Genomic DNA, 20,850 nt, shown 5'->3' with positions numbered 1-20,850 from the left:
TTAGGCTGCCGTCCTGAGGCCGACATCCGGCAGCACGGGCCGGTTCGCCAGGGCCTTGGCCATGATCGACTCAATCTCGCCGCGCTCCGCGTCGTCCAGCGCCAGGCGTGGCGGACGGGTCAAGTCGGTGCCGCGGCCCATGATGCGCTCGCACAGCTTGATGCACTGGACGAGATCCGGGCGCGCATCGAGGTGCAGGAGCGGCATGAACCACTCGTAGAGAGGCATCGCTTCGGCGAAACGGCCGTCGCGGGCCAACCGGAACAAGGTCTCGCCTTCGCAGGGGAAGGCATTGGACATGCCCGACACCCAGCCCTGCGCGCCCACCATCACGCTCTCGACCACCACGTCGTCGAGGCCCGCGAACATCACGAAACGGTCGCCGACCATATTGCGCACGTCGATGAAGCGGCGGGTGTCGCCGGAGGATTCCTTGAAGCACACGATGGTCTCGCAATCCGCCAGCGAAGCCAGAATCTCCGGCGTCACGTCGTTCTTATAGATCGGCGGGTTGTTGTAGACCATGACCGGCAGGTCGCTGGCCTTGGCGACGCCCCGGAAGTGCGCGGCGGTCTCGTGGGGCTTGGAGGAATAGACCAGGGCTGGCATGACCATGATGCCGTCGATACCGATCCGCTGGGCTTCGCGGGCGACCTCGGACGCGAAGGCGGTGGTGAATTCGGCAACGCCGCAGATCACGGGAACGCGGCCCCGGGCCACATCCTTGGCGGCTTCCATGATGGCAATCTTCTCGGAGCGCGTGAGCGAGCAGTTCTCGCCGACCGTGCCGCAAACGATGAGGCCGGAGACGCCATCGCGGATGAGCGCATCCATAACCCGGCGCGTTCCTTCGATATCGAGGCTGAGGTCCGCGTGGAACTGGGTGGTCACTGCCGGGAAAACGCCCTGCCAGCCGATCTGGAATGCCATTCCGATGCTCCTTTGAAAGTCGTCATTTTGTAGATTGTATAAAATATTGCTGTCAAGCCGCCAGATCGTGGCAGGGCACCGCCCGGAAAAAAGTTCCTCGCAACCGCAAAAACTTAGCCGTTAGGGAATATGATCCTAGAAGTACAGTCGGTTTCGCGCTCTTGAGACGCCTATCAAGTGCGGCGGCACTTGGACCGGACCAAATTCGATTCGCCATGATCGAATGGGTCGGCAGGGTGGAACATTGACCGTGCAACAACGCGACAGGGCCCCTTTCGGGGCCCTGTCGATGCGCAAAATACGGTTCTGAGATGTTTCAGATCACGACGAAGTCGGAGGCCGAGAGCTTCAGGTTCTTGGCCAGGTGAGCGAACTTGATCGCGGCACCGGCGCCATTTCCGTCCGCATCGTAGGACAGGGAGCCCGTGGTGCTGTCGTAGATGATCCGGTCGTTGGCGTCGTGGGCCTCGAGCCCTTTGTAGAAGTTGCCGGCTGCCAGAGGACCGGCTTTCGCCAGCTTGGTGAAGACCGCGCTGTCCAGCCGGATCACGTCATCGTCGACGTTGAAGTCCGTGATGGTGTCGACGTTCGTCTTGGCCGAGAGCTTCGCATTGAAGACGAAGATGTCGTCGCCCGCACCGCCCGTCAGCTTGTCGCGACCCGGACCGCCGATCAGCCGGTCGTTGCCCGCGCCTCCGACAAGCCTGTCGTTGCCCGCGCCTCCCGCGAGGACGTCGGCACCGGCCCTGCCGACGATCGTGTCATGGCCGGCGAGACCCTTGATGGCGTCGGCGCCTGCCGTCCCCTTCAGGTTGTCGTTGCCGTCGGTGCCGTTGATCGCAGTGCGGGACAAGGACGGAGCCGGCTGCGCCGTGACCGTCAGGGCCGAGGCTGAGTGGGCGCCGCCGTCCTTGAGGTCGTACTTCTCCAGGATGTCCATCTGGGGCTTGTCGGTCGCGTTGACGCCCTTGGCTTTCAGGTCCTTCGGCTGGATGGAGTACATGTAGTCGCCCCACCAGGCGCCGCCGGCCCAATAGGTCGCGCCGATCCACACATCGGCATTGTCGTCCATGTACTTGACCATCTTGTCGAGAGCGGTAAGCGCGGTCTTGTTGTTGGCCGCGCCGAACTCGCCGAGGAACAGGTCCTTGTTGTTGGCTCGGGCCCACTCGGTGATCTTGGTGAGGCGCTGGACGCCGATCTCCGTCGACACGGCCGTCGGGCTGGTGCCCGAGGAATCCGAATCCAGATACTGATGCACGTCGAAGGCATAATTGTTGAGCGGATCGACGGTCTTGAGGCCGACCTCCGTGTCGTTGCTGCCCGAAACCCACGAATGGGCGCCGGTCCAGTTCGAGCCCGGCACCAGGATCTTTTCCTTGGCGCCTGCGTCGCGGATCGCCTTGATGGCGAGGTTGTTGATGACAGCCTGCTGCGCCGACGTCTGGTAATGCGGCTCGTTCATGATGTTGTAGAGGACGTTCGAGCCCTTGAAGATCGCCGCCATCTTGCCCCAGAAGTCGGCGAGGGAGGATGCGGGAGCCTGGGAGTCGACGCCGATCTTGTAGGACTTTCCGTTGACCTTGCGTGTCCCGTAATCATGAGCGTCCAGCACGACCGCAACGCCCTTGCTGTTTGCATAGGCCACGACGTCCTTCAGACGGGCGACTTCCGTGGCGTTGAGGTTGCCGTAGAGGGACTTCTGCATCCGCTCCCACTGAAACGGGACGCGAATGACGTCCATGCCCTTAGAGGCGTAATAATTGATCTCTGTGGTCGAGGGGAAAATATAGTCCTTCCCGTATTGAGTACCGGATTCCTTGTACTCACCACCGGATATATTCACTCCAAGCATCTAGATTCCATTCAGTTGAATTTGAATTGTCTGATGAGATGAGCGACATCGAAGGAGGGATTTCCTATGAAAGTAAGGAAACGGTGAAGTCGCGTCTTTTTGCTAATACCTAAGAGTTATTCGATCAATACCTTTGGAAACCTTGAAAAAGGAACACGGATAAGACGGGATAGCGCACTTCTACGTACCATAGCGTACAGAACTTCGACGGCCTTCATTCGTTGACGTGACAGAAAGGCTCGGCCCGGTGATCGGGCAAGCCGATGAGGGCCGGATAAGGCGGGCGTATCGTCCAAGGAGCGTGTGGGATGTCGCTGCCCCTGACCCGCAGCTCGGTTCAGAACCGTCTCCTGGCGGCGCTGCCGCCCTCGGATTTCATTCTCCTGGCCGGCCTCCTCGAGCCGGTCTCGCTGGATTTCGGCGACAGCCTCGAGCAGTCGGGGGAGGCCATCGACGCGGTCTATTTTCCGGGACCTGGGGCCGCCTCCGTGGTCGCTTCGGCGGCCGACGGGAGACGCATGGAAATCGGGGTCGTCGGACCCGAGGGGATGTCGGGTCTCGCGATCGTTCACGGCGTCGGCGTGGCATCTCACGACACGGTGGTCCAGGTGCCTTTCCGGGCGCTGCGCGTGCGGGTCGAGGATCTGCGAACCCTTCTCGCAGACAGCCCCTCCATGCGGGCGCACTTCCTGAAGTTCGCCCAGGCCTTTTTGGCGCAGGTCGCCCAGACAGCCCTGAGCAGCGGCCTCTATACCATCGAGCAGCGGCTCGCCCGTTGGCTCCTCATGCGCCACGACCGGGTGGACCGGGAGGATATCCCTCTAACCCACGAGTTCCTGTCGGCCATGCTGGGCGTGAGGAGAGCCGGGATCACGGGGGCGTTGCGCTCCATCGAGCGGACCGGCGCCATTCGGGCCAGGAGAGGCGGCATCACCCTGCGGGACCGGGCGGGGCTGGCGGCCCTGGCCGGCGCCGCCTACGGGGCCGCGGAGGCCGAGCACGCGCGGATCCTGGGCCCGGCGCCCGACATGCCCACCCCTTGAGGCGATCAGGCGACCTCGGCGATGTCGGCCAGCGAGTGGATGAGCTCCCGCGCCGGCTTGGGGCGTCCGAAGTAGTAGCCCTGCACCTCGGTACAGCCGGCGGCGCGGAGCTGGAGATACTGGTCCTCAGTCTCGACGCCCTCGGCAGTGGTCGACATGCCCAGGCTGTTGCCCAGGCTCGTAATCGACTGCACGATGGCCAAGCAATCCGCCCGGGATGAAAGCTCCCGCACGAAGGACTGATCGATCTTGATCTTGTCGAACGGGAAGCTGCGCAGGTAGCTCAACGACGAATAGCCCGTTCCGAAATCGTCCATGGCGATGCGAACGCCCAGCTCCCGCAGGCGGTAGAGGATGGCCAGTATGGCTTCGTTGTCCTGGAGCAGGACGGATTCCGTAATCTCCAGCTCAAGGCGGTTGGGATCGAGACCCGAGCGCGCCAGCGCATTGCTCACGCATTGGACCAGCGTCTTGCTGCGGAACTGCACGGCCGACAGGTTGATGGCCACCTTGGAGGCGCGGGGCCAGGTGACGGCCTCCTGGCAGGCCTGCTCGATGACCCATTCGCCAAGGGGCGAGATCAAGCCGATATCCTCCGCCACCGGGATGAACTCCGCCGGGGATACGATACCCCGTTCCGGGTGGCGCCAGCGCAGCAAGGCCTCGAAGCCGCTGATCTCGTGGGCGCGGATATTGACCTGCGGCTGGTAGAACAGCTCGAACTCGCCGTTGACCAGCGCCTTGCGCAGGTCGACCTCCAGCACGCGCCGGGCCTGGAGCTGGGCGTCCATCTCCGGCTCGAAGAACCGGTAGGTTCCACGTCCGTCGGCCTTGGCCCGGTAGAGAGCCAGATCGGCGTGCTTGAGGAGCTGGTCTGTAGCCACCTGACCGTCCGGCGCGAGGGCGATGCCAACGCTCGTGCCGATGACGATCTCCTGCCCGTCGAGATCGTAGGGAGCCCCGAGGGCATCCACCACCCTGGCGGCCAGGATCGCGCAGTCGTGCGGCTCCGAGACCGAGGTCTGCAGGATCGCGAACTCGTCGCCCCCGAGGCGGGCCACCACATCCTCCTCGCCGACGCAGTCGCGCAGGCGCTGCGCCACGATCTTGAGCAGCATGTCGCCCGTCTCATGGCCGAGGGAGTCGTTGACGTCCTTGAAGCGGTCCAGGTCCAGGCACAGGACCGCCAGGCTGTTCGTCCGGAAGGCCTGGTCGGCCAGCGCCTGTTCCATCTTCTCCCGGAAGAGGATGCGGTTCGCCAGATCCGTCAAGGCGTCGTGGTGGGCCATGTAGGCGATCTGGGACTCGGCCTGGCGGCGCTCGGTGATGTCCTCGTAGGTGGCCACCCAGCCGCCGCCGATCATGGGCTGATGGGAGATCGAAAAGGTTTGGCCGTCCGGCTGCTCATGGATGAACGAGGCGGACCGGCGATCCCGGATCAGGTCCTGCTGCTCGATGCAGATGCGGCGCAGGGCCTCGGCGCCCTCGCGCCCCCTGGCGCCGGTCTCGACAAGGGTTTTGAGGGTCGTCCCCGCCTGGACGTTACGCTCCAGATCGAAGAGCTGGGCGAAGCGGGCGTTGAAGACGATGATCCGGCCCGTGGCGTCGGCCATGCACAGGCCGTGGGGCATGTTGTTGAGGGCCGCGTTGAACCGCTCGTTCTGGGTTCGCAGCTCCAGCTCCTGGATCTGCAGGACCTCGTTGCGCCGCTGAAGCTCGGCATAGGCATGCCCGAGGGCCTTGTTGACCTTCTCGAGTTCGGCGGAGGTGGCCTGAAGGTCTTCCGCGAGCGTGCGCAGCTCCCGATGGGCCCGGCTCAGCAGCCGGTTGTGCCAGCCCAGCAGGCCGATGAGGAGGAAGCCGCAGACGATGAGCCCTCCGGCAAGGCTGGAGAAGAGCCAGTGCAAGCGCACAAGCTCGTTGCGGTCTTCTGCCGCCCGCAGGCCCCCGTAATGGTTGGCCTCGGATGCCAGTCCGGTCAGCTTCGTCTCGAGCGGATCGAGGATCGTCAGTGCTTTTTGCACCGCACCAGGCTGGTCGATGTCGTCGATGATGGGCTGCGCCTCGGCCAGGGCCCTGTTGAGGCTCTGGATGGCTTCGGTCCGCTCGGCGTCGCGCTGAACGAAGTCCTGGAATTCGCCGTCGCTGAGCAGCTTGGCCCGGCTCGCCAGGATGTCGAAGCGCAGTTGCACTTCCTCCTTGTCGACGCTGCTGCCGGGAAGCCCATAGGCGCTGATGCGGTGCTGCAGGCGCATGAACTCGGACACCGCCTGGCTCGCGAGCCAGGAGGTGTTGTACCGGGATACATGCTGCAATGCGGTCTGCCGCTCGACGGTCAGCCAGGAGATGTAGCCTGCCGACAGCACGAAGAAGCTGATGACAATCGTCAGCACAAGTTTGAGTATGCGCAGCGACAAATGCCCAGCCTCCAGAGACTGATCGGCTCCGTTACTTCACCACGATCTTGGCAACCTGCCACACGGACCGGCTGTAGAAGGTTTGGCTTTTCAGGTCCGGATTGGAATCGAACGGATAGACGATGAAGAGCGGGCCCTTGTCCCGAACCGGCATGTATTCGCCGTTGCGCTTGACCGCCAGGATGACGTTGTATTTCTCGAAATCCTCAATGGGGATCTCGCTGCTGTAATCGTTGAGGGCCACGATCGAGACCCGTTCGCCCGACGCGCCGACCTGCTTCATGAGCTTGCTGAGAGACACGCCCTCGAACTTGACCGGGCCGCTGTACCACGGCGTCGTGGTCTCGATGGTGGTCATTCCCAGGGCTTCCAGCATGGGCCGGTCGAACTGGGCGGTCCCGTCCTTGTTCGTCGTGTCGATCTTGCCAGAGATTGTCAGGATAGGCTTCTCGGTGGGCGTCGCAAGAGACCCGGCCTGGGCCGTGACGGCAACGAGCAGTGCTCCCAGACCGGCCAGGAAACTTAGCATTGTACGGTTCAACTTAGCAGTAAGCATTTTGCCCCCTCGTTCTACCTTCCGACATTCACCCTTATAACTTTGCGTTAAGTTAATTTTTATTCTTATAATAGAGTTTAAATGTCGCAGAATTAGTATATAGCCTTCTGCGTCAGGCTCTTGTCAACCGGAGTCTACCAACTCAAACAACAGCTTAAAGCGCTGTATTCATATAATAAAACAAGCAGGCTCGCCATGAATTTCTATGTCCGTAAGGTGAATCAAGCCCGCCTCTGCAATGAGGCCATGGATGAGCCAATGAATGAAGCCGAGCGCGAGGCTATGATTTCTGCCGCCGCTCGCAAACTCGAAGAACTGTTCGACATCCTGCACATCGATCACCAGAACGATCACAACACCCGCGACACCCCCCAGCGCGTGGCCAAGATGTATGTCGAGGAAATCCTTCAGGGCCGCTATACCGCGCCGCCCCGCATCACGGAATTCGACAACGCTCAAGCCTACGACCAGTTGATCGTGACGGGTCCTCTGGATGTGCGGTCCATGTGCGCCCATCACCTCATGCCGATCTACGGGCACGCCTATGTGGGCATTCTCCCGTCGGCCGAGGGCAAGATCATCGGCCTGTCCAAGTACGATCGGATCGTCGACCATTTCGCGTCGCGTCTCCAGATCCAAGAGGAGATGGTCAAGCAGATCGGCCAGTACATCGTCGACATGACCAAGCCCCGCGGTCTCGCGGTGCGCATCAGCGCCGTCCATATGTGCAAGACCCAGCGCGGTGTCAGGGCCACCCGGCGCAGCCGGATGGTCAACACGTATTACTGGGGACAGCTGGCGGAATCCGCCGATCTTAAGAATGAGTTCCTGAACGAGTGCATCGCTCTGGACCGCAGCGCCGCCGAGTGAACCTATCCCCCGAGTGAACCTATCCCCGAAGGACGGAAGCACCAGGAGACGCGCGTGAACCAAGCGGCTGGCCTCTCGAAGCTCGACGTCCCGGGGATGCCGGGGCGGGAGATCTATCGTTCGACCAAGACCTACGATCACAACGAGGGTCTGTCGTGCTGCTTCCGCCAGTGGCGGGCGACCCATTCCCATTGCAGCCTGATCCACGGCTACGCCCTGGCTTTCAAGTTCGTTTTCGCCACCCATCAGCTCGACGAGCGCAACTGGTGCTATGATTTCGGCGGTCTCAAGCCCGTCAAGGAGTGGCTCAAGCACATGTTCGACCACACGATGCTGGTGGCCGAGGACGACCCGGAGCGCGGCCGTCTGGAGGAATTGGGACGGCTCGGCCTCGCCGACGTGCGGCTCATGCCCTCCGTCGGCTGCGAAGCGACGGCCCGCTACGTCTTCGACTACGTCCTGGCCTTCGTGCAGAAGGAGACCGGAGGGCGGGTCTGGCTCGAGAGTGTGGAAGTGCGGGAGCACGCCGGCAACTCGGCGGTCTACGCCCGCTGAAGCTCAGAACGGGCCCGCCTGTCCGGGTACCGGAGACGGATCGACGCCGGCCTCGGCCCCATAAGCCCGCCCCATCGCCCGGATCGCCTCGATTTTCGTCTCCAGCGCCGACCAGTCGTCCCGGGCCGCGATCGGATCCCAGATCGCCTCGACCTCGTCGATCAGCATCGTGCAGGGCCGGGCGCCCGCGAAGTACGGATCGTCCAGGTTCAGCCCCTGGACCGGCGTGAAGCCGTCCATGGCAGCCAGCACCGGCTCGAAAGCCGGATGGGCATAGTAGCTGAGGGAGGGTCCCTCCTGAGCTCGCCTCGCGCTCGCGAGCCCCCCGTACCAGTCGAAGAACGTCTGCTCAAACGGGGCTTTCGATTCCAACAGAAAGGTCCACAGGGCACGGGCCAGGGCCGCGTCCCGCGAAGGACCCGCGGAAGCAAGCCCGAGGCGGCGCAGGAGATGGGCCGCGAAGGCCTCGTGAAGGGCCGGTTCGAACGCCGCCAGAGCGGCCTCGAGCTCCGCCTGGGGCGCCAGCGGCAGCAGGCATTCGGCGAGCCGGTAGAGGTTCCACAGCAGGGCGTCCGGCTGCCGGCCGAACGCATAGAGTCCGGTCTGGTCGAAATAGGCGGCCGTGAAGGCCGGGTCGTAGGCCGGCAGGAAGCGCCATGGACCGTAGTCGAAGCTCTCGCCCGTGACGTTGATATTGTCCGTATTGAGCACGCCATGCACGAAGCCGGCGGTCATCCACTCGGCGCCCATGCGGGCGACCCGGCGGCAGACCTCTTCAAGGAAGGCTTTGGCCCTCTGAGCCCGGTCGTCCCGCCAGAGGCCCGGGAAATAGGTCTCGACGGTGTAGTCGAGCAATTTTCCGAGATTGGAGCTGTCGTCCCGAAACAGAAGACGCTGGAAGGTCCCGATCCGGATATGGGAATGGCTCAAGCGAACCAGCACCGAGGCGCGGGTGGGCGACGGCTCGTCGCCCCGCTCGAGCTCCTCGCCGGTTTCGACGAGACTGAAGGATTTCGACGTCTCGACACCCAGCGCCTCGAGCATTTCGGTGGCGAGGATTTCCCGGACGCCACCCTTGAGGGTCAGCCGTCCGTCCGCGTGACGCGACCAGGGGGTCTGGCCGCTGCCCTTGGTGGCGAGGTCGAGAAGCCGACCGTCCCGAAGATCATGAAGCTGGGCGAACAGAAACCCGCGGCCGTCTCCGAGATCGGGGTTGTACGATCGGAACTGATGGCCGTGATAGCGCAGCGCCAGGGGCTCCGGGAAACTGCCCTGAAGGGGCTCGAACCGCCCGAAATGATCGAGCCACTCCGTCTCCGTCAGGGTGCCGAGCCCGACCCGCTCGGCCCAGCGCTGATTGCGGTATCGCAGGAGGTGCCGGGGGAACGACGCGGCCCGAACCACATCGAAGAATTCGGAGCCCAGATCGCCGTGGCGCATGGCGGGACGGTAGACGGGGGATGGGGGCATGGAGATGACACGATTGTTGCAGCTGGTGGACTAACGCATCCGACCGGAAATCGGCACGGATCGTTTCGGGCAGGCCTCGGCACAGCTTCGGAACAAAACGGCCCGGCGTCCGGTTAGGCCCGCACGTTTTGGCTTCTCAGGCCGGGCGTTTCGCGGTGAGACGAGGACCCCATGACGACATCACGGCAGGACGCGGCGGGCGATTTCAGAGAGGCTCCGATCGAGGATGCAAGGGCAACCCGGCTTGAGGCCTCCCCTTCCGAACGGGATTACGGCGACAGCGCGGGGTATGGCACCGGCGGTTCGGCCATGGACTACCGCGATGTCGTCGGCGACGACGGGCCACGGCGCTCCAATCCCCTTGATCGCGTGATGGGGCATCCCCGCTCGGATGCGGGCGGACTGTCGGTGGTCACTGTCCTTTTGGGCCTCGCGGCGCTGGCGCTTCCGTTGGGGATCTACATGTGGCAACGGTCCCGGCCGGCGCGGGAGAGGGAGCACAAGGCCCGACAGGGGCGCGACCGCGAAAACCTTGCCCGCCTTCAGGTCTGATTGGGGATCCAGGGATCCCGAGGAGAAGCGAGCAGCCGGAGGCCATTGCTCCGGCTTTTTTCGTCAGGCCGCTCGATCAGCCGATGAGATCGATCACGATCTCACGAATTTCGTCGCGCGTCAGGTTCGGCACCTGGGGCTTCCACGAAGGCATGGCCTTGCGGGGAGAAGGCTTGGCCGAAAGAGGACGCGGCATGGCCTTGACGGGTTTGATGGGAGTGCGGGTGTGCATAGCGTTCCTTGAGCCGCTGAGGCCGGTCGGGCCGTGCGACGTTGTTGGTTCTTGATAATCGATTGCGGAGCAAAACGACGGATGGGCCACGGCATTTATGGCGTGGCCGTCAAACTTCAATGCTAGCGGAAAAGAGGCTCACGGGCTCTATCGACGAGCAGCGGAGCATAGGCCGAACAACTTCGGTTGACAGACCCGATATAGGACGTCGCGTCCTCGAACGCAAGGGCGTCGGGACTGATCTCCCGCGAACGGCTCCCCGATCGGACGCCGCCCATCCGGTGCCGCCCGCATCGACCTGAGGCAGCGGCAGCGCCGATCACCGAGACGCGCGAGACGAGTCGTCGGCTAGGTCGTCCAAGATGGGGCAATCGGGCCTGTCGTTGCCGTGGCAATGGCTCGCCAGGTGCTGCAGCGTGCGGCTCATGGCCTGCAGCTCGGCGATCTTCGTCTCAAGCTCCGCCACATGCTTGAGCGCGAACGCCTTGACGTCGGCGCTTGCGCGGGACTTGTCGTGCCACAAGGCCAGCAACTGCGATGTCTCGTCCACCGAAAAGCCGAGACTCCTGGCGCGGCGGATGAAACGCAGGGCATGAACATCGTCGTCGCTGTAGACCCGGTATCCGCTCTGGGTGCGCGTGACCGACCGAATGAGGCCGATGCTTTCATAGTAGCGCACCATCTTGGCCGAGACGCCCGAGACGCGCGCGGCTTCGCCGATATTCATCGCATGGCCTCCTGCTCTGTCATTCGCTCGCCCGCACAGCCGGGACGCCGGGCGAGACCGGCATCCGGAACCGCTTCAGCCGCAGGGCATTGCCGACGACGCTCACGCTCGACAGGGCCATGGCAAGCCCGGCCAACATGGGCGAGAGCAGGATCCCGAAAGCCGGATACAGTGCTCCCGCCGCGACCGGGATCAGCACGACGTTGTAGCCGAAGGCCCAGGCGAGATTCTGGCGGATGTTGCGCAGGGTGGCCTGCGACAAGGCGACCGCGCGGGCAACGTTGCGCAGGTCGCCGGACATGAGCACCACGTCGGCGGCCTCGATGGCGATGTCGGTTCCGGTGCCGATGGCGATGCCGATATCGGCCTGGGCCAAGGCTGGGGCATCGTTGATGCCGTCGCCCACGAAGGCCACGGCATCGCCTCCCGCCTGGAGCCTCCTCACGGCCTCGGCCTTGCCGGCGGGCACCACCTCGGCCAACACCTCGTCGATCCCCAGACGCCGCGCGACTACGTCCGCCGTGGCCCGATTGTCGCCCGTGATCATGACGACCCTGAGCCCCATGCGCCGCAGATCCTCGAGGGCTGGCGCGGTGGTGTCCTTGATGCGGTCGGACACCGCCAGAACGGCCGCAAGCCGTCCGTCGACCGATACATAGACCGGCGTGTGCCCCTTCCGGGACATGTCCTGCGCCGCCTGTGCGCCGGCCGCCAGGTCATGGCCTTTCCGGCGCATGAGGCGATCCGCTCCGATGGCGAGACGACGGCTCGCGACCTCGGCCTCGATGCCGAAGCCCGGAACGGCCTCGAACGCGGCCGGCTCGACCAGGGGCAATCCTCGCCGGCGCGCCTCCGCCACGATGGCCTGCGCGATGGGATGTTCGGAGCGCGCCTCGACGGACGCCGCGAGGGCGAGAACCTCGTTCTCGTCGAAACCGTCGTTCGCCTCGATCCCGGTCAGCGCCGGGCGTCCCTCGGTGAGCGTCCCGGTCTTGTCCAGGGCCACGACCCGGGCGTCGCGCAGGGCTTGGAGCGCATCGCCCCTGCGGAACAGGATGCCGAGTTCGGCGGCCTTGCCGGTGCCGACCATGATCGAGGTGGGCGTTGCGAGCCCCATGGCGCAGGGGCAGGCCACGATCAGCACCGCCACCGCGTTGACGACCGCGAGGCCAAGAGACGCGTCGGGCCCGAACAGGAGCCAGACAAGAAGCGTCAGCGATGCGCAGGCGATGATGGCCGGCACGAACCACAGGGTGATCCGATCGACGAGAGCCTGGATCGGCAGCTTCGAGGCCTGCGCCTCTTCCACGGTCCGGACGATCTGGGCCAGCACCGTGTCGCGTCCGACCTTGGTGGCCTTCAGGGTCAGGGTTCCGGCTCCGTTGACGGTTCCGCCGACCACGGACGACCCGGAACCCTTCCCGGACGGCACAGGCTCCCCCGTGATCATGGACTCGTCCACGTAGGACGATCCCGAGACCACGTCTCCGTCCACGGGAATGCGTTCGCCGGGTCGGACGATCACCATGTCGCCCACCCGGAGCGAATCCGCCGTCACGTCCTCTGCCCGCCCGTCGCGGACGGCCCGAGCGACCGGCGGCTGGAGCGTGAGAAGCCCTCGGATGGCGGACCCGGCCCGTCCCCGTGCCCGCCCCTCCAGGTAGCGGCCCAGCAGGACCAGGGTGACGATCACGGCCCCGGCCTCGAAATAGGTGTGGGCGAGACCCTCGGGGAGCAGCGACGGCAGGAAAGCGGCCACGGTGGAGTAGAGATAGGCCGTTCCGGTGCCGAGCATCACCAAGGAGTTCATGTCGGGAGCCCCCCGCAGCAGCGCCAGGAACCCTCTGCGGTAGAAAACCCGTCCCGGCCCCAGGAGTACGATGCTGGCGAGGATGAAGGCGATGGCTCCGGCCATCCCCTCCCCCAGCCCGTCCGCCAGGGCATGGTGGAGGCCGTCGGACAGGTGCGAACCCATCTCGATGACCATGAGCGGCAGGGTCGCCAGGGTGGCGATGATGAGGGAGCCGCGAAGAGCGGCGAGGTCGGCTGTCCGCGCTTCGTCCGCGCCGCCCGCAGGCTGGTTTGCGGTCACGACCCTGGCCTCGTAGCCCGAGGCCGTCACGGCCTCGGCCGCATCCGCCGCCACGTCGTCACGGCCAACGAAGGTGACGCGGGCTCGCTCCGTCGCGAGGTTCACGCTCGCCCCGGTCACGCCCGGCACGGCTTTCAGGATCCGTTCGATGCGTCCGACGCAGGCGGCGCAGCTCATTCCCCGAATCGTCAGCTCGGCCTGGTGCTCTTCGGGCTCGTAACCGGAAGACCGAATGGCCTCGAGGATTCCGGCCCCCCGCGCCCCCCTGAAGGACACGCGGGCTCCCTCAGTGGCGATGTTGACCGCGACATCCTCCACCCCATCGACGGCCCGAACCGCCCGCTCGACCCGTCCGACGCAGGAGGCACAGCTCATCCCCCGGATGGTGATATCCAGGACCTCGACAGGCGATAGGATGGGGCGGGCGTTCGTATCCGTCACGGCAGGATCCTTGAAGTCCAGACGGCCTCCTGTCTAAACCTTCCCATCATAGGAAGGTCAAGATCGAAAATGGACGAGTTTCCCGGATGGAGCCGCGCTTGCTATCAGTGCGCAAGAAAAAGGCGCCCCCTTCGAACAGAGGGCGCCTCGTGGAGAGATCGGGCCTTTTTGGGAAGAGGCCGCGTTCCTACCGGGCAGCCTTGCGCTTGGCGGGCGAGCGCCGCTTCGCCTTGGGCGCTTCGACCGGAGCCGCTTCGACCTCCGGCTCGGCGGCCTGCTTGCGCATGCTGCCCAAGCCGATGCTCTTGGCGAGTTCGGAGCGGCGCTGGGCGTAGCTGGCCGCCACCATCGGGTAGTCCCGCGGCAGGCCCCATTTCTCGCGGTACTCGGCGGGCGTGATCCCAAGCTTCGTCAGGTGCCGCTTGAGGGATTTGTAATGCTTCCCGTCCTCGAGGCTGATCAGGAAGTCAGGCGTCACGGACTTCTTGACCGGGACGGCGGGCGGCTGCTTGACCGGCTCCGCCGCCTTGGGGGCGCCCAAGCCCTGCAGGGCGCCGTAGACGGATGCGATCATGGTCGGAAGGTCGGCCCGATGGACCGCGTTATGAGCCACATAGGACGACACCACATGGGCCGTGAGCTCTGTATAATCGACTTTCGTCTGGTCGGTCTGATCCATCGCAATCCTTCCGGGATTTCCTGTGAGCATTAGTTTTTGTCAAACTTAGAATGCTCGTAAAGCAAGTTGTTCGCGAAGGGAACACTGGCATTTCTCTCAAACTGACTTGCTTTCTTGTGGAAAGCGGGTCACTTTAGCCGTAGCTGTTTCGCCAGATATAGCTTTACGATGGACCCTCGGGAGTAGGCATGGAATGAAAATCCTCTCCCAAGTGCCCTATCGGACTGGCATGGTGGAGCGGGCCCCCTCCTTGCGCTTCAGCATTGAGAGCGTTAGGCCTACAGTGAGCGGACGAAACTACAGACTTCAGAAGGCAGTTATTTATGGGCCGGGGTAACGATCATCGTGACCGTCGACGTCAGTTCGGCGATCAACCTGCTGATCCTTGGGGCGACTATGCGCCTCCACCATCATCCTACGACAGACCAGCACGTTCTCATGCTCCCGCTTCGGCCGCTTCAGGCCCCGAGACGGAAGCCCGCGTGAAATGGTTCAATGCGGAGAAAGGCTTCGGGTTCGTCGAGATGACCGACGGTTCCGGGGAGGCGTTCCTGCATATCCGTCCGGTCGAGGCCGCTGGCTACAGCGCGCTCGAATCCGGCACGACCCTCGTGGTTCGCGTCGGCGCCGGCCAGAAGGGCCCGCAGGTGAACGAGATCGTGAGCGTGGATGCGAGCACGGCCGAGCCTGAGCCGCCGCGCCGTCCCCGTCCGCCCATGGGCGGCGGTGGCGGACGTCCGGCTGGGCGTCCGGGCGGCGGCGGCGGCTTCCAGCAGCGCCCCGTCGCGGGCCCGCCGGACCAGACCGGCACCGTGAAATGGTACGATCCCGTGAAGGGCTTCGGCTTCGTGGCGGTGCAGGGGGAGAGCAAGGATCTGTTCATCCACTGCTCGGTGGTGGAGCGGGCCGGCCTCAGCGGACTGGACCAGGGCCAGACCGTGCGCGTGGCGATCGTCGAGGGCCGCAAGGGCCTCGAGGTCGGTGCGATCGAGCTCGCCTGATTTCCTCGGCATAGACCGATTCGTCGGCCGGCCCGCTTTCGCGCGGCCGGCCGATTTTCGTTGAGCGCACCATCGTCCGTCGCCTTCGATGGCGCATTGCGACCCCATGGGGCATGAGCGGTCAAACGACATGGCGCCTCCAGCCGTCCGTCAGGCGCGGAGGTCGCGAGGGGCCCGCAGGGCCAACCCGCCGGATGGCTGGACCTTCTACCGCTTGAACAGGATCGCTCGAGGCTCCCTGCGCCATCCGTGCTGCGGACCCGCCAGCCCGAGGCGCCCGTGCCCCATCGTCATACAGGCCGCGGTGCCGGGGGCCGCGAAGCCAGGTTTCGAGATCATGTATAGCGAAAATCCATCACTGGCCTTCGCGCCTGGCCTTGGCGCCATCATTTGTACTGGCTAGCCGAGAGACTGAAAACTAAGCTCCTAAACTTCTACGGCGGCCGGTGAATACCGATCGCTCCTTCGGCTACGCTCCATCGAAGCCCGCCGGCGGCCAGTAAAACTCGGTTTATCTTCTTGCATCGGAAGCTGCCTGTTCCCTAAGGCACTTTTCGGCACAAATCACCGCGTCAGCGCCCTTCAAGATCATCAAAAATTAAGAATCGGACCGAGATTCATCCGTTGAGATCGTTAATATTGCAGTTACTATACTTAGATTTGTATTCACTAATCATATTGGATACGTAAATATAACTCCAAAGACCACCAAGAAACCATAAAACCGCCTTATCTAACGGTTTACTTAAAGCACAAGGAAGGTCAAATTTTCGACGCGGGCGCCAAACAGAGGACAAGGGATCGATGGACCAATCCAAGAACTCCCCAATCGATTATACAAAACTTACCACTTCCATCGTCATCGCCTATGTCAGCAACAACCCGGTCCCCCGTGCGGAATTGCCGAACCTCATCTCAGCCGTGCACGATGCTCTCCTGGGGCGGCCCGCTCCGGCCCCGCCGGAGGTCGCCAAGCAGGAGCCGGCAGTTCCGATCAAGAAATCGGTGACGGCGGATTTCCTGATCTGCCTGGAGGATGGCAAGCCCTATCGCACGCTCAAACGGCATTTGGGCAAGTTGGGCCTGACGCCCGAAAAATACCGGGAGAAGTGGTCCCTGCCGCCGGACTATCCGATGGTGGCCCGCAACTACTCCAAGCACCGGTCGGAGCTCGCAAAGGACATGGGCCTTGGAAAGCCCGTCCGGCTGCCCTCGCAGGAGGATTCTCCGACAGAGGAGGCGACGCCTGTCGACACGCAGGTGCTGATCTCGCGCACGAAGCGGCGTGGCTCCACCAAGCAGGAACTGGGGCGCTGAGCCCGGCCCGTGGAGCTGCTTCCGATGACATGGAAGCAGCTCCGGTCCTTGCGATGGCGCCCTTTGCGCGATGAACCTTACCCAGTTCACCCAAAAATGCCCTGGCACCAGCCGATTCTATGGCCGCTCCGGCGGCCCTCTTCGTTCAAACAATCCCGCGCTTGAGCCTAAAAAGAAAAGGGCCCGCGAATTGCGGGCCCTTTTCGACAGATCGGACACCCAAACGGGCGGGCGGCACTCAGCCCTGCGCGCCCGACCGGCTCGACTGAAGGTGGCTGGCAGCCCAGATGGCGGCCTGGGTCCGGTTCTTGGCTTGGATCTTGCGCAGGATTGCCTTGACATGGACCTTGACGGTCGCCTCGGCGATATCGAACTTGCGGGCGATCAGCTTGTTGGAATCGCCCTGCATCAGGCAACGCAGGATGACGGTCTCGCGCACGGAGAGCTGCTTGGGCGCGGCCTCGCCGTCACCGTCGACGGCTTGGATCGGATGCGCCTGCGGAGCCTCCTGGACTGTCGCGGCGGCTTGGCGGCGGACGAGATCGAGGATGGCCGACGGAAAGACCATCTCGCCCAGCATGACGAGATCGAGGGACTTGAGCAGAATCTCATGAGAGATGGTCTTGGCCAGATAAGCATCGGCGCCGGCATCGAAGGCCGCGACCACTTGGTCCAGATCGTAAGTCTCGACCAGAACCGCGACCTTGAGGCCCGGCCGCTCTGCCTTGAGGCTTTGGAGATCGGCCGCGAGAGTGTCGTGGTTGCACGGTACGCCGAGGATCAGGAGCTGGGGGTGTGCGTGGGCGATCCGGGCGACGGGGAGGTCCTCGATCGCTGTCCCCGAGGCCACGACGCCATAATCCGTTCCTGACAGAATGCGCTTGAGGCCTTCCCGCAGGAGGGTGTTGGGCTCGACCAAGAGGGTCGCGACGACCGGAGGAGCCTTGATGCTTTTCAGGGTCATGTCCAGGCCGGGTGCCGACTGTGAGTACCTCGGATAGGTATCCTGAGTGAAGGAATCCACATCCAAAAGGCTGTTCGGGTCATTGCTCTTGCGCATGATTCAGCCCCCCTACGATGCTGGCGATGTCAATGCTGATCTTACTTAACTATGGGTTAAGAGTACCGTAGAATCAGCGTTTTACAACTAATTAATTCGCGCTTTCGAACGATAAACCGCACAAATGTTGTGATGGCGGCTCAGGACGGCATGATGTCTCAATGAAGACAGTATAAGTATTGGGCCGGTGATTAGCCTGGATACGCAACCTGAAGCTGAGAAATACATAGAAGGGGTGACATACCCCCAAGGCGGTAGCGGATCTGGGAACCTGTTGCCACGCTGGTCGGAAGGAGGAGGCCGGCTTGGAAAAATCATTTTCCTTCACAAAGGTTTAACCAGTTCTGGGAAATTCTACCTCCCAAGCGGTTCGCCGTCTGCGATGCTGGACAGACCCTTCGGGCACATCTAGACAGACAGTGAACTCACGACGTTGAAATACATGGCCGGGCTTTGCGATCTCAACGTCATGGCGAAGGCAGATGGAAGCTACCGCTTTAAAAATTATGCGATGTTACTTTAACCTCCTCAGCGGGTCCGACACGATCAAGGACACTGACGGCATCGAAGTCGACGATGTCGAGGAGGCGCGCGCCCAGGCCATGAAAGCCGTCGAGGAGCTGCGCGAGGACGACGACATGAGCAATGAGGACTGGCAGGGCTGGCGCCTCGAAGTGGTGGACGAGGACGGCGGCATCCTCTTCACCATCCCGCTTGGCCGCAGCTTCATACACTAACGGCGGGCACAGGGCCCGCCGCGTCATGACAGTCTCGAGCGACGTTGCGCCCGGACGAGAGGGTTCTCCGCGTTATCGGGCGACTGCGGACGGCTCGTCCGACATATGCTCGGTCGCCCAGATCGCCGCCTGCGTCCTGTTCGACACCTGGATCTTGCGCAGGATGGCCTTAACGTGAACCTTGACGGTCGCCTCCGCCACGTCGAGTTCCCGCGCGATGACCTTGTTGGGCGCACCCTGCATCAGGCAGCGCAGGATCTCGGCCTCGCGGCTGGAAAGGTTCCTGGCCTGACGGTCGGACTGGGCGGACCGGACGGCGCGCACGGGAGCCTCGACGACGTCCCGGCCGCGCTGGAAGCTGGCGACGTTCGATAGGAACAAGGCGGAGGGGAACACCGTCTCGCCCAGCATGACCAGTTCGAGAGACTTCACCAGAACCGCGCAGTCGATGGTCGACAGGCAATAGCCTTGGGCTCCGGCATCGAGGGCCGCCATCATGTCGCTCATGTCGAAATGATTGGCGAGAACCACTACGCTTGCGGCCGGATACTGAATGCGAAGACTGCGGATCCGCTCCGCCGGCTTTCCGTAATCGTGGTTCGCGTCCACGATGAACAGGAGTTGCGCCGAGTCCGCGCTCTGGAACTGGCCGGCATCACCGGAGATTGAATCCTCCGGACAGATACCGAAGCGCGTATCCGTAAGGATATGCTTGAGGCCCTCACGCAGCATGGGATTATTGCAGACGAGAACCGTACTGACCTGCGCTTCACCTTTTGGCATCTTCGTTATCCTTTGGCCGACTTCAATGATGACTATAGTGCGTGCGTCTTATGTTAACTAAAGTGGAAAGGAGGTATCGTTCTGCACTTTTGAGGTAGGAAAGTAGTCTGAACACAACATATGATGCAGACTTGCCGTAACAATTCTTATGTTCGACGCGTCTGAAGCGATCCTATGGCTCACCGAACCGTTCTCGGATCTCTTTCGAGGAACCTCTCGGCCTGGGGGTACTCAGATTCAGTTCCCGCCGCCCAGACCATAACATGCAGCAATCCGATCCGGTCTTGTCGGACTACCCCTAACACGCGATCCGACGAGACGCTGTGAGATATCTCACAAGATCGCGCGAACACTCGTTAGACTTGAAGAAGACTTGCGGCGACAGGAGCGGGTCGTTGCAACCAATACAACGTTTCGGCGGCCGCGATTTCGTCGTAGCAGGAGGAAGCGTGTTATACTCCTGTGCGGGTGCGAAGCCCGTTACCACGCCATGGATGGTCGTCATTCGGGATCGCGGTCTGCGTTTTTCGCACGAGCCTGGGTTTATACACCGCCGTTAACCCTGAAGTTGTCATTCATGGGGGACAAGTGTTTACCAAAGGTCATTGGTTCCCTAATTAAGCTAGAATACCAAGCCTAAGTGGTCAGGGAGCGTGTGCCGCAATGAGTCAGACCCGACGTTTTCTCGTAGCTTCTTCGCTGGCTCGCCTCATTCGGAAGGAGCGCGGCGGCAACCGTGTGACGGAAGGCTACTTTCCCAATCAGGCGGATCGCAGCTCCTACGTCTATCTGGATGGCGAACAGAGCAGCCTTGTGCTGATCACGACCGGTGCTGGGATGCCGGTCGAAGAACGCACGGACGTGCCGCGCCCGCATGCGGAAGCGCTGCTCGACGTCACACCCGGCAAGGTCGATTACGTGCGCTCCGTCCTGACCGTCGGCAACCATGACATTCGCATCAGCCGCTTCGTCACGCCGGGCCCCCTCGATCTGATATCCGTCGAGTTCGAGCGCGACGAGGATGCGCGGGATTTCCGCGCTCCGTCTTGGTTCGGACCTGAGGTTACGGCCGACCAAGCCTATCACAACCGCTCCATCGCTCTCGAAGGTCTGCCGCAGGCGCCGGAAATTCCGCTCACCAATGCGGCTCTCAATACGCTGCTCGACATCTTCGAAAACCGCTATGCGGCCCCGCGCGGCGGTTACGGTGCACCCCAGCCATCGTCCCGTCAGGAGGCGACGCGCCAGGAACCCGCTCCCGAGCCGCAGCGCCGCGCGTCGTCGAATCAGCGACCCGCCGCCCCGCAGGCCTCCGAGTCGAGCACGGCCGTGGAGGTGGATGCCTCCAGCGACGAGATCGACCGGCTGAACCTGAACATCGAAGACAACGTCATCCGCGAACTGGCCCGGTCGCTTCGGCCGCAGCGCAAATAGGCGAGGCCGCATCCAGAGTGGCCGTTCGGTGTCGACAGGGAGGTCAGCCTCCCTGTTTTGCGTTCGGGGCGACCTAGGGGCTTTCTTGGCTCTCTGCCG

Annotated in this window: 19 protein-coding genes; 8 read left to right on the top strand and 11 right to left on the bottom strand. The window is 63.1% G+C overall.

The genetic code is table 11. The features are described from left to right. Positions 1-930 carry a dihydrodipicolinate synthase family protein gene (locus ILT42_RS14385; RefSeq protein ID WP_204216312.1) on the bottom strand — a complete coding sequence of 310 codons (930 nt, stop codon included), beginning with the start codon at positions 928-930 and terminating at the stop codon, positions 1-3. Between the two features lie 316 nt (positions 931-1,246). Then, on the bottom strand, positions 1,247-2,776 hold the full coding sequence (locus ILT42_RS22890; protein ID WP_324617740.1) for a cellulase family glycosylhydrolase: 1,530 nt from the start codon (positions 2,774-2,776) through the stop codon (positions 1,247-1,249). A 317-nt stretch (positions 2,777-3,093) separates the two neighbouring features. On the opposite strand from ILT42_RS22890, the gene ILT42_RS14375 reads away from it, so the two are divergent. Beyond that, on the top strand, positions 3,094-3,828 hold the full coding sequence (locus ILT42_RS14375; RefSeq protein ID WP_204216311.1) for a Crp/Fnr family transcriptional regulator: 735 nt from the start codon (positions 3,094-3,096) through the stop codon (positions 3,826-3,828). A 5-nt stretch (positions 3,829-3,833) separates the two neighbouring features. Here the strand turns inward: ILT42_RS14375 and ILT42_RS14370 are convergent, their stop codons facing one another. Further along, entirely contained in the window at positions 3,834-6,245 is a 2,412-nt protein-coding gene (locus ILT42_RS14370) for a putative bifunctional diguanylate cyclase/phosphodiesterase (protein WP_204216310.1), read from the bottom strand. Between the two features lie 31 nt (positions 6,246-6,276). After that, entirely contained in the window at positions 6,277-6,774 is a 498-nt protein-coding gene (locus ILT42_RS14365) for a molybdopterin-dependent oxidoreductase (protein WP_204216309.1), read from the bottom strand. Positions 6,775-7,059: 285 nt separating this feature from the next. Between ILT42_RS14365 and folE the strand changes: the two genes are divergently transcribed. Together folE and ILT42_RS14355 are read left to right on the top strand one after the other, a co-directional pair. Further along, positions 7,060-7,671 (top strand): GTP cyclohydrolase I, encoded by a 612-nt coding sequence (gene folE, locus ILT42_RS14360; RefSeq protein WP_204216308.1) that lies wholly within the window; start codon positions 7,060-7,062, stop codon positions 7,669-7,671. A 54-nt stretch (positions 7,672-7,725) separates the two neighbouring features. Beyond that, positions 7,726-8,226 (top strand): 6-pyruvoyl trahydropterin synthase family protein, encoded by a 501-nt coding sequence (locus tag ILT42_RS14355; RefSeq protein WP_204216307.1) that lies wholly within the window; start codon positions 7,726-7,728, stop codon positions 8,224-8,226. 3 nt (positions 8,227-8,229) lie between these two features. Here the strand turns inward: ILT42_RS14355 and ILT42_RS14350 are convergent, their stop codons facing one another. Continuing rightward, complete coding sequence (locus ILT42_RS14350) at positions 8,230-9,696, bottom strand: protein adenylyltransferase SelO (protein ID WP_204216306.1); 1,467 nt, start codon at positions 9,694-9,696, stop codon at positions 8,230-8,232. Positions 9,697-9,867: 171 nt separating this feature from the next. On the opposite strand from ILT42_RS14350, the gene ILT42_RS14345 reads away from it, so the two are divergent. Then, on the top strand, positions 9,868-10,248 hold the full coding sequence (locus ILT42_RS14345) for a hypothetical protein (RefSeq protein WP_204216305.1): 381 nt from the start codon (positions 9,868-9,870) through the stop codon (positions 10,246-10,248). 76 nt (positions 10,249-10,324) lie between these two features. Here ILT42_RS14345 and ILT42_RS14340 read toward each other — a convergent pair whose 3' ends face one another. The 4 genes from ILT42_RS14340 to ILT42_RS14325 all read right to left on the bottom strand — a co-directional run bounded on the left by ILT42_RS14340 (position 10,325) and on the right by ILT42_RS14325 (position 14,419). Then, positions 10,325-10,480: a hypothetical protein gene (locus ILT42_RS14340; RefSeq protein WP_204216304.1), complete on the bottom strand. Its 156-nt coding sequence runs from the start codon at positions 10,478-10,480 to the stop codon at positions 10,325-10,327. A gap of 319 nt (positions 10,481-10,799) precedes the next feature. After that, positions 10,800-11,207 (bottom strand): Cu(I)-responsive transcriptional regulator, encoded by a 408-nt coding sequence (cueR, locus tag ILT42_RS14335; protein WP_204216303.1) that lies wholly within the window; start codon positions 11,205-11,207, stop codon positions 10,800-10,802. A 19-nt stretch (positions 11,208-11,226) separates the two neighbouring features. Next, complete coding sequence (locus tag ILT42_RS14330; protein ID WP_324617739.1) at positions 11,227-13,740, bottom strand: heavy metal translocating P-type ATPase; 2,514 nt, start codon at positions 13,738-13,740, stop codon at positions 11,227-11,229. 187 nt (positions 13,741-13,927) lie between these two features. After that, positions 13,928-14,419 (bottom strand): MucR family transcriptional regulator, encoded by a 492-nt coding sequence (locus tag ILT42_RS14325; RefSeq protein ID WP_204216302.1) that lies wholly within the window; start codon positions 14,417-14,419, stop codon positions 13,928-13,930. Between the two features lie 482 nt (positions 14,420-14,901). Here ILT42_RS14325 and ILT42_RS14320 point away from each other — a divergent pair, with 482 nt between their 5' ends. Continuing rightward, on the top strand, positions 14,902-15,420 hold the full coding sequence (locus tag ILT42_RS14320; protein ID WP_204216301.1) for a cold-shock protein: 519 nt from the start codon (positions 14,902-14,904) through the stop codon (positions 15,418-15,420). Positions 15,421-16,224: 804 nt separating this feature from the next. Beyond that, complete coding sequence (locus ILT42_RS14315) at positions 16,225-16,737, top strand: MucR family transcriptional regulator (protein WP_204216300.1); 513 nt, start codon at positions 16,225-16,227, stop codon at positions 16,735-16,737. 238 nt (positions 16,738-16,975) lie between these two features. Here ILT42_RS14315 and ILT42_RS14310 read toward each other — a convergent pair whose 3' ends face one another. Then, positions 16,976-17,797, bottom strand: a complete 822-nt coding sequence (locus tag ILT42_RS14310) for a LuxR C-terminal-related transcriptional regulator (RefSeq protein WP_204216299.1) — start codon at positions 17,795-17,797, stop codon at positions 16,976-16,978. Positions 17,798-18,279: 482 nt separating this feature from the next. Here ILT42_RS14310 and ILT42_RS14305 point away from each other — a divergent pair, with 482 nt between their 5' ends. Next, positions 18,280-18,534 (top strand): DUF6894 family protein, encoded by a 255-nt coding sequence (locus tag ILT42_RS14305; protein WP_204216298.1) that lies wholly within the window; start codon positions 18,280-18,282, stop codon positions 18,532-18,534. A 72-nt stretch (positions 18,535-18,606) separates the two neighbouring features. Here ILT42_RS14305 and ILT42_RS14300 read toward each other — a convergent pair whose 3' ends face one another. Continuing rightward, entirely contained in the window at positions 18,607-19,317 is a 711-nt protein-coding gene (locus tag ILT42_RS14300; protein ID WP_204216297.1) for a LuxR C-terminal-related transcriptional regulator, read from the bottom strand. Between the two features lie 663 nt (positions 19,318-19,980). On the opposite strand from ILT42_RS14300, the gene ILT42_RS14295 reads away from it, so the two are divergent. Continuing rightward, complete coding sequence (locus ILT42_RS14295) at positions 19,981-20,751, top strand: hypothetical protein (RefSeq protein ID WP_204216296.1); 771 nt, start codon at positions 19,981-19,983, stop codon at positions 20,749-20,751. The last annotated feature ends 99 nt before the right edge of the window (positions 20,752-20,850 follow it).

It is taken from the genome of Microvirga pudoricolor (genome assembly GCF_016892705.1).
Lineage (GTDB): Bacteria > Pseudomonadota > Alphaproteobacteria > Rhizobiales > Beijerinckiaceae > Microvirga > Microvirga pudoricolor.
Note: the sequence above shows the minus strand (reverse complement) of the source record. Positions and strands in the feature narration are given on the sequence as shown.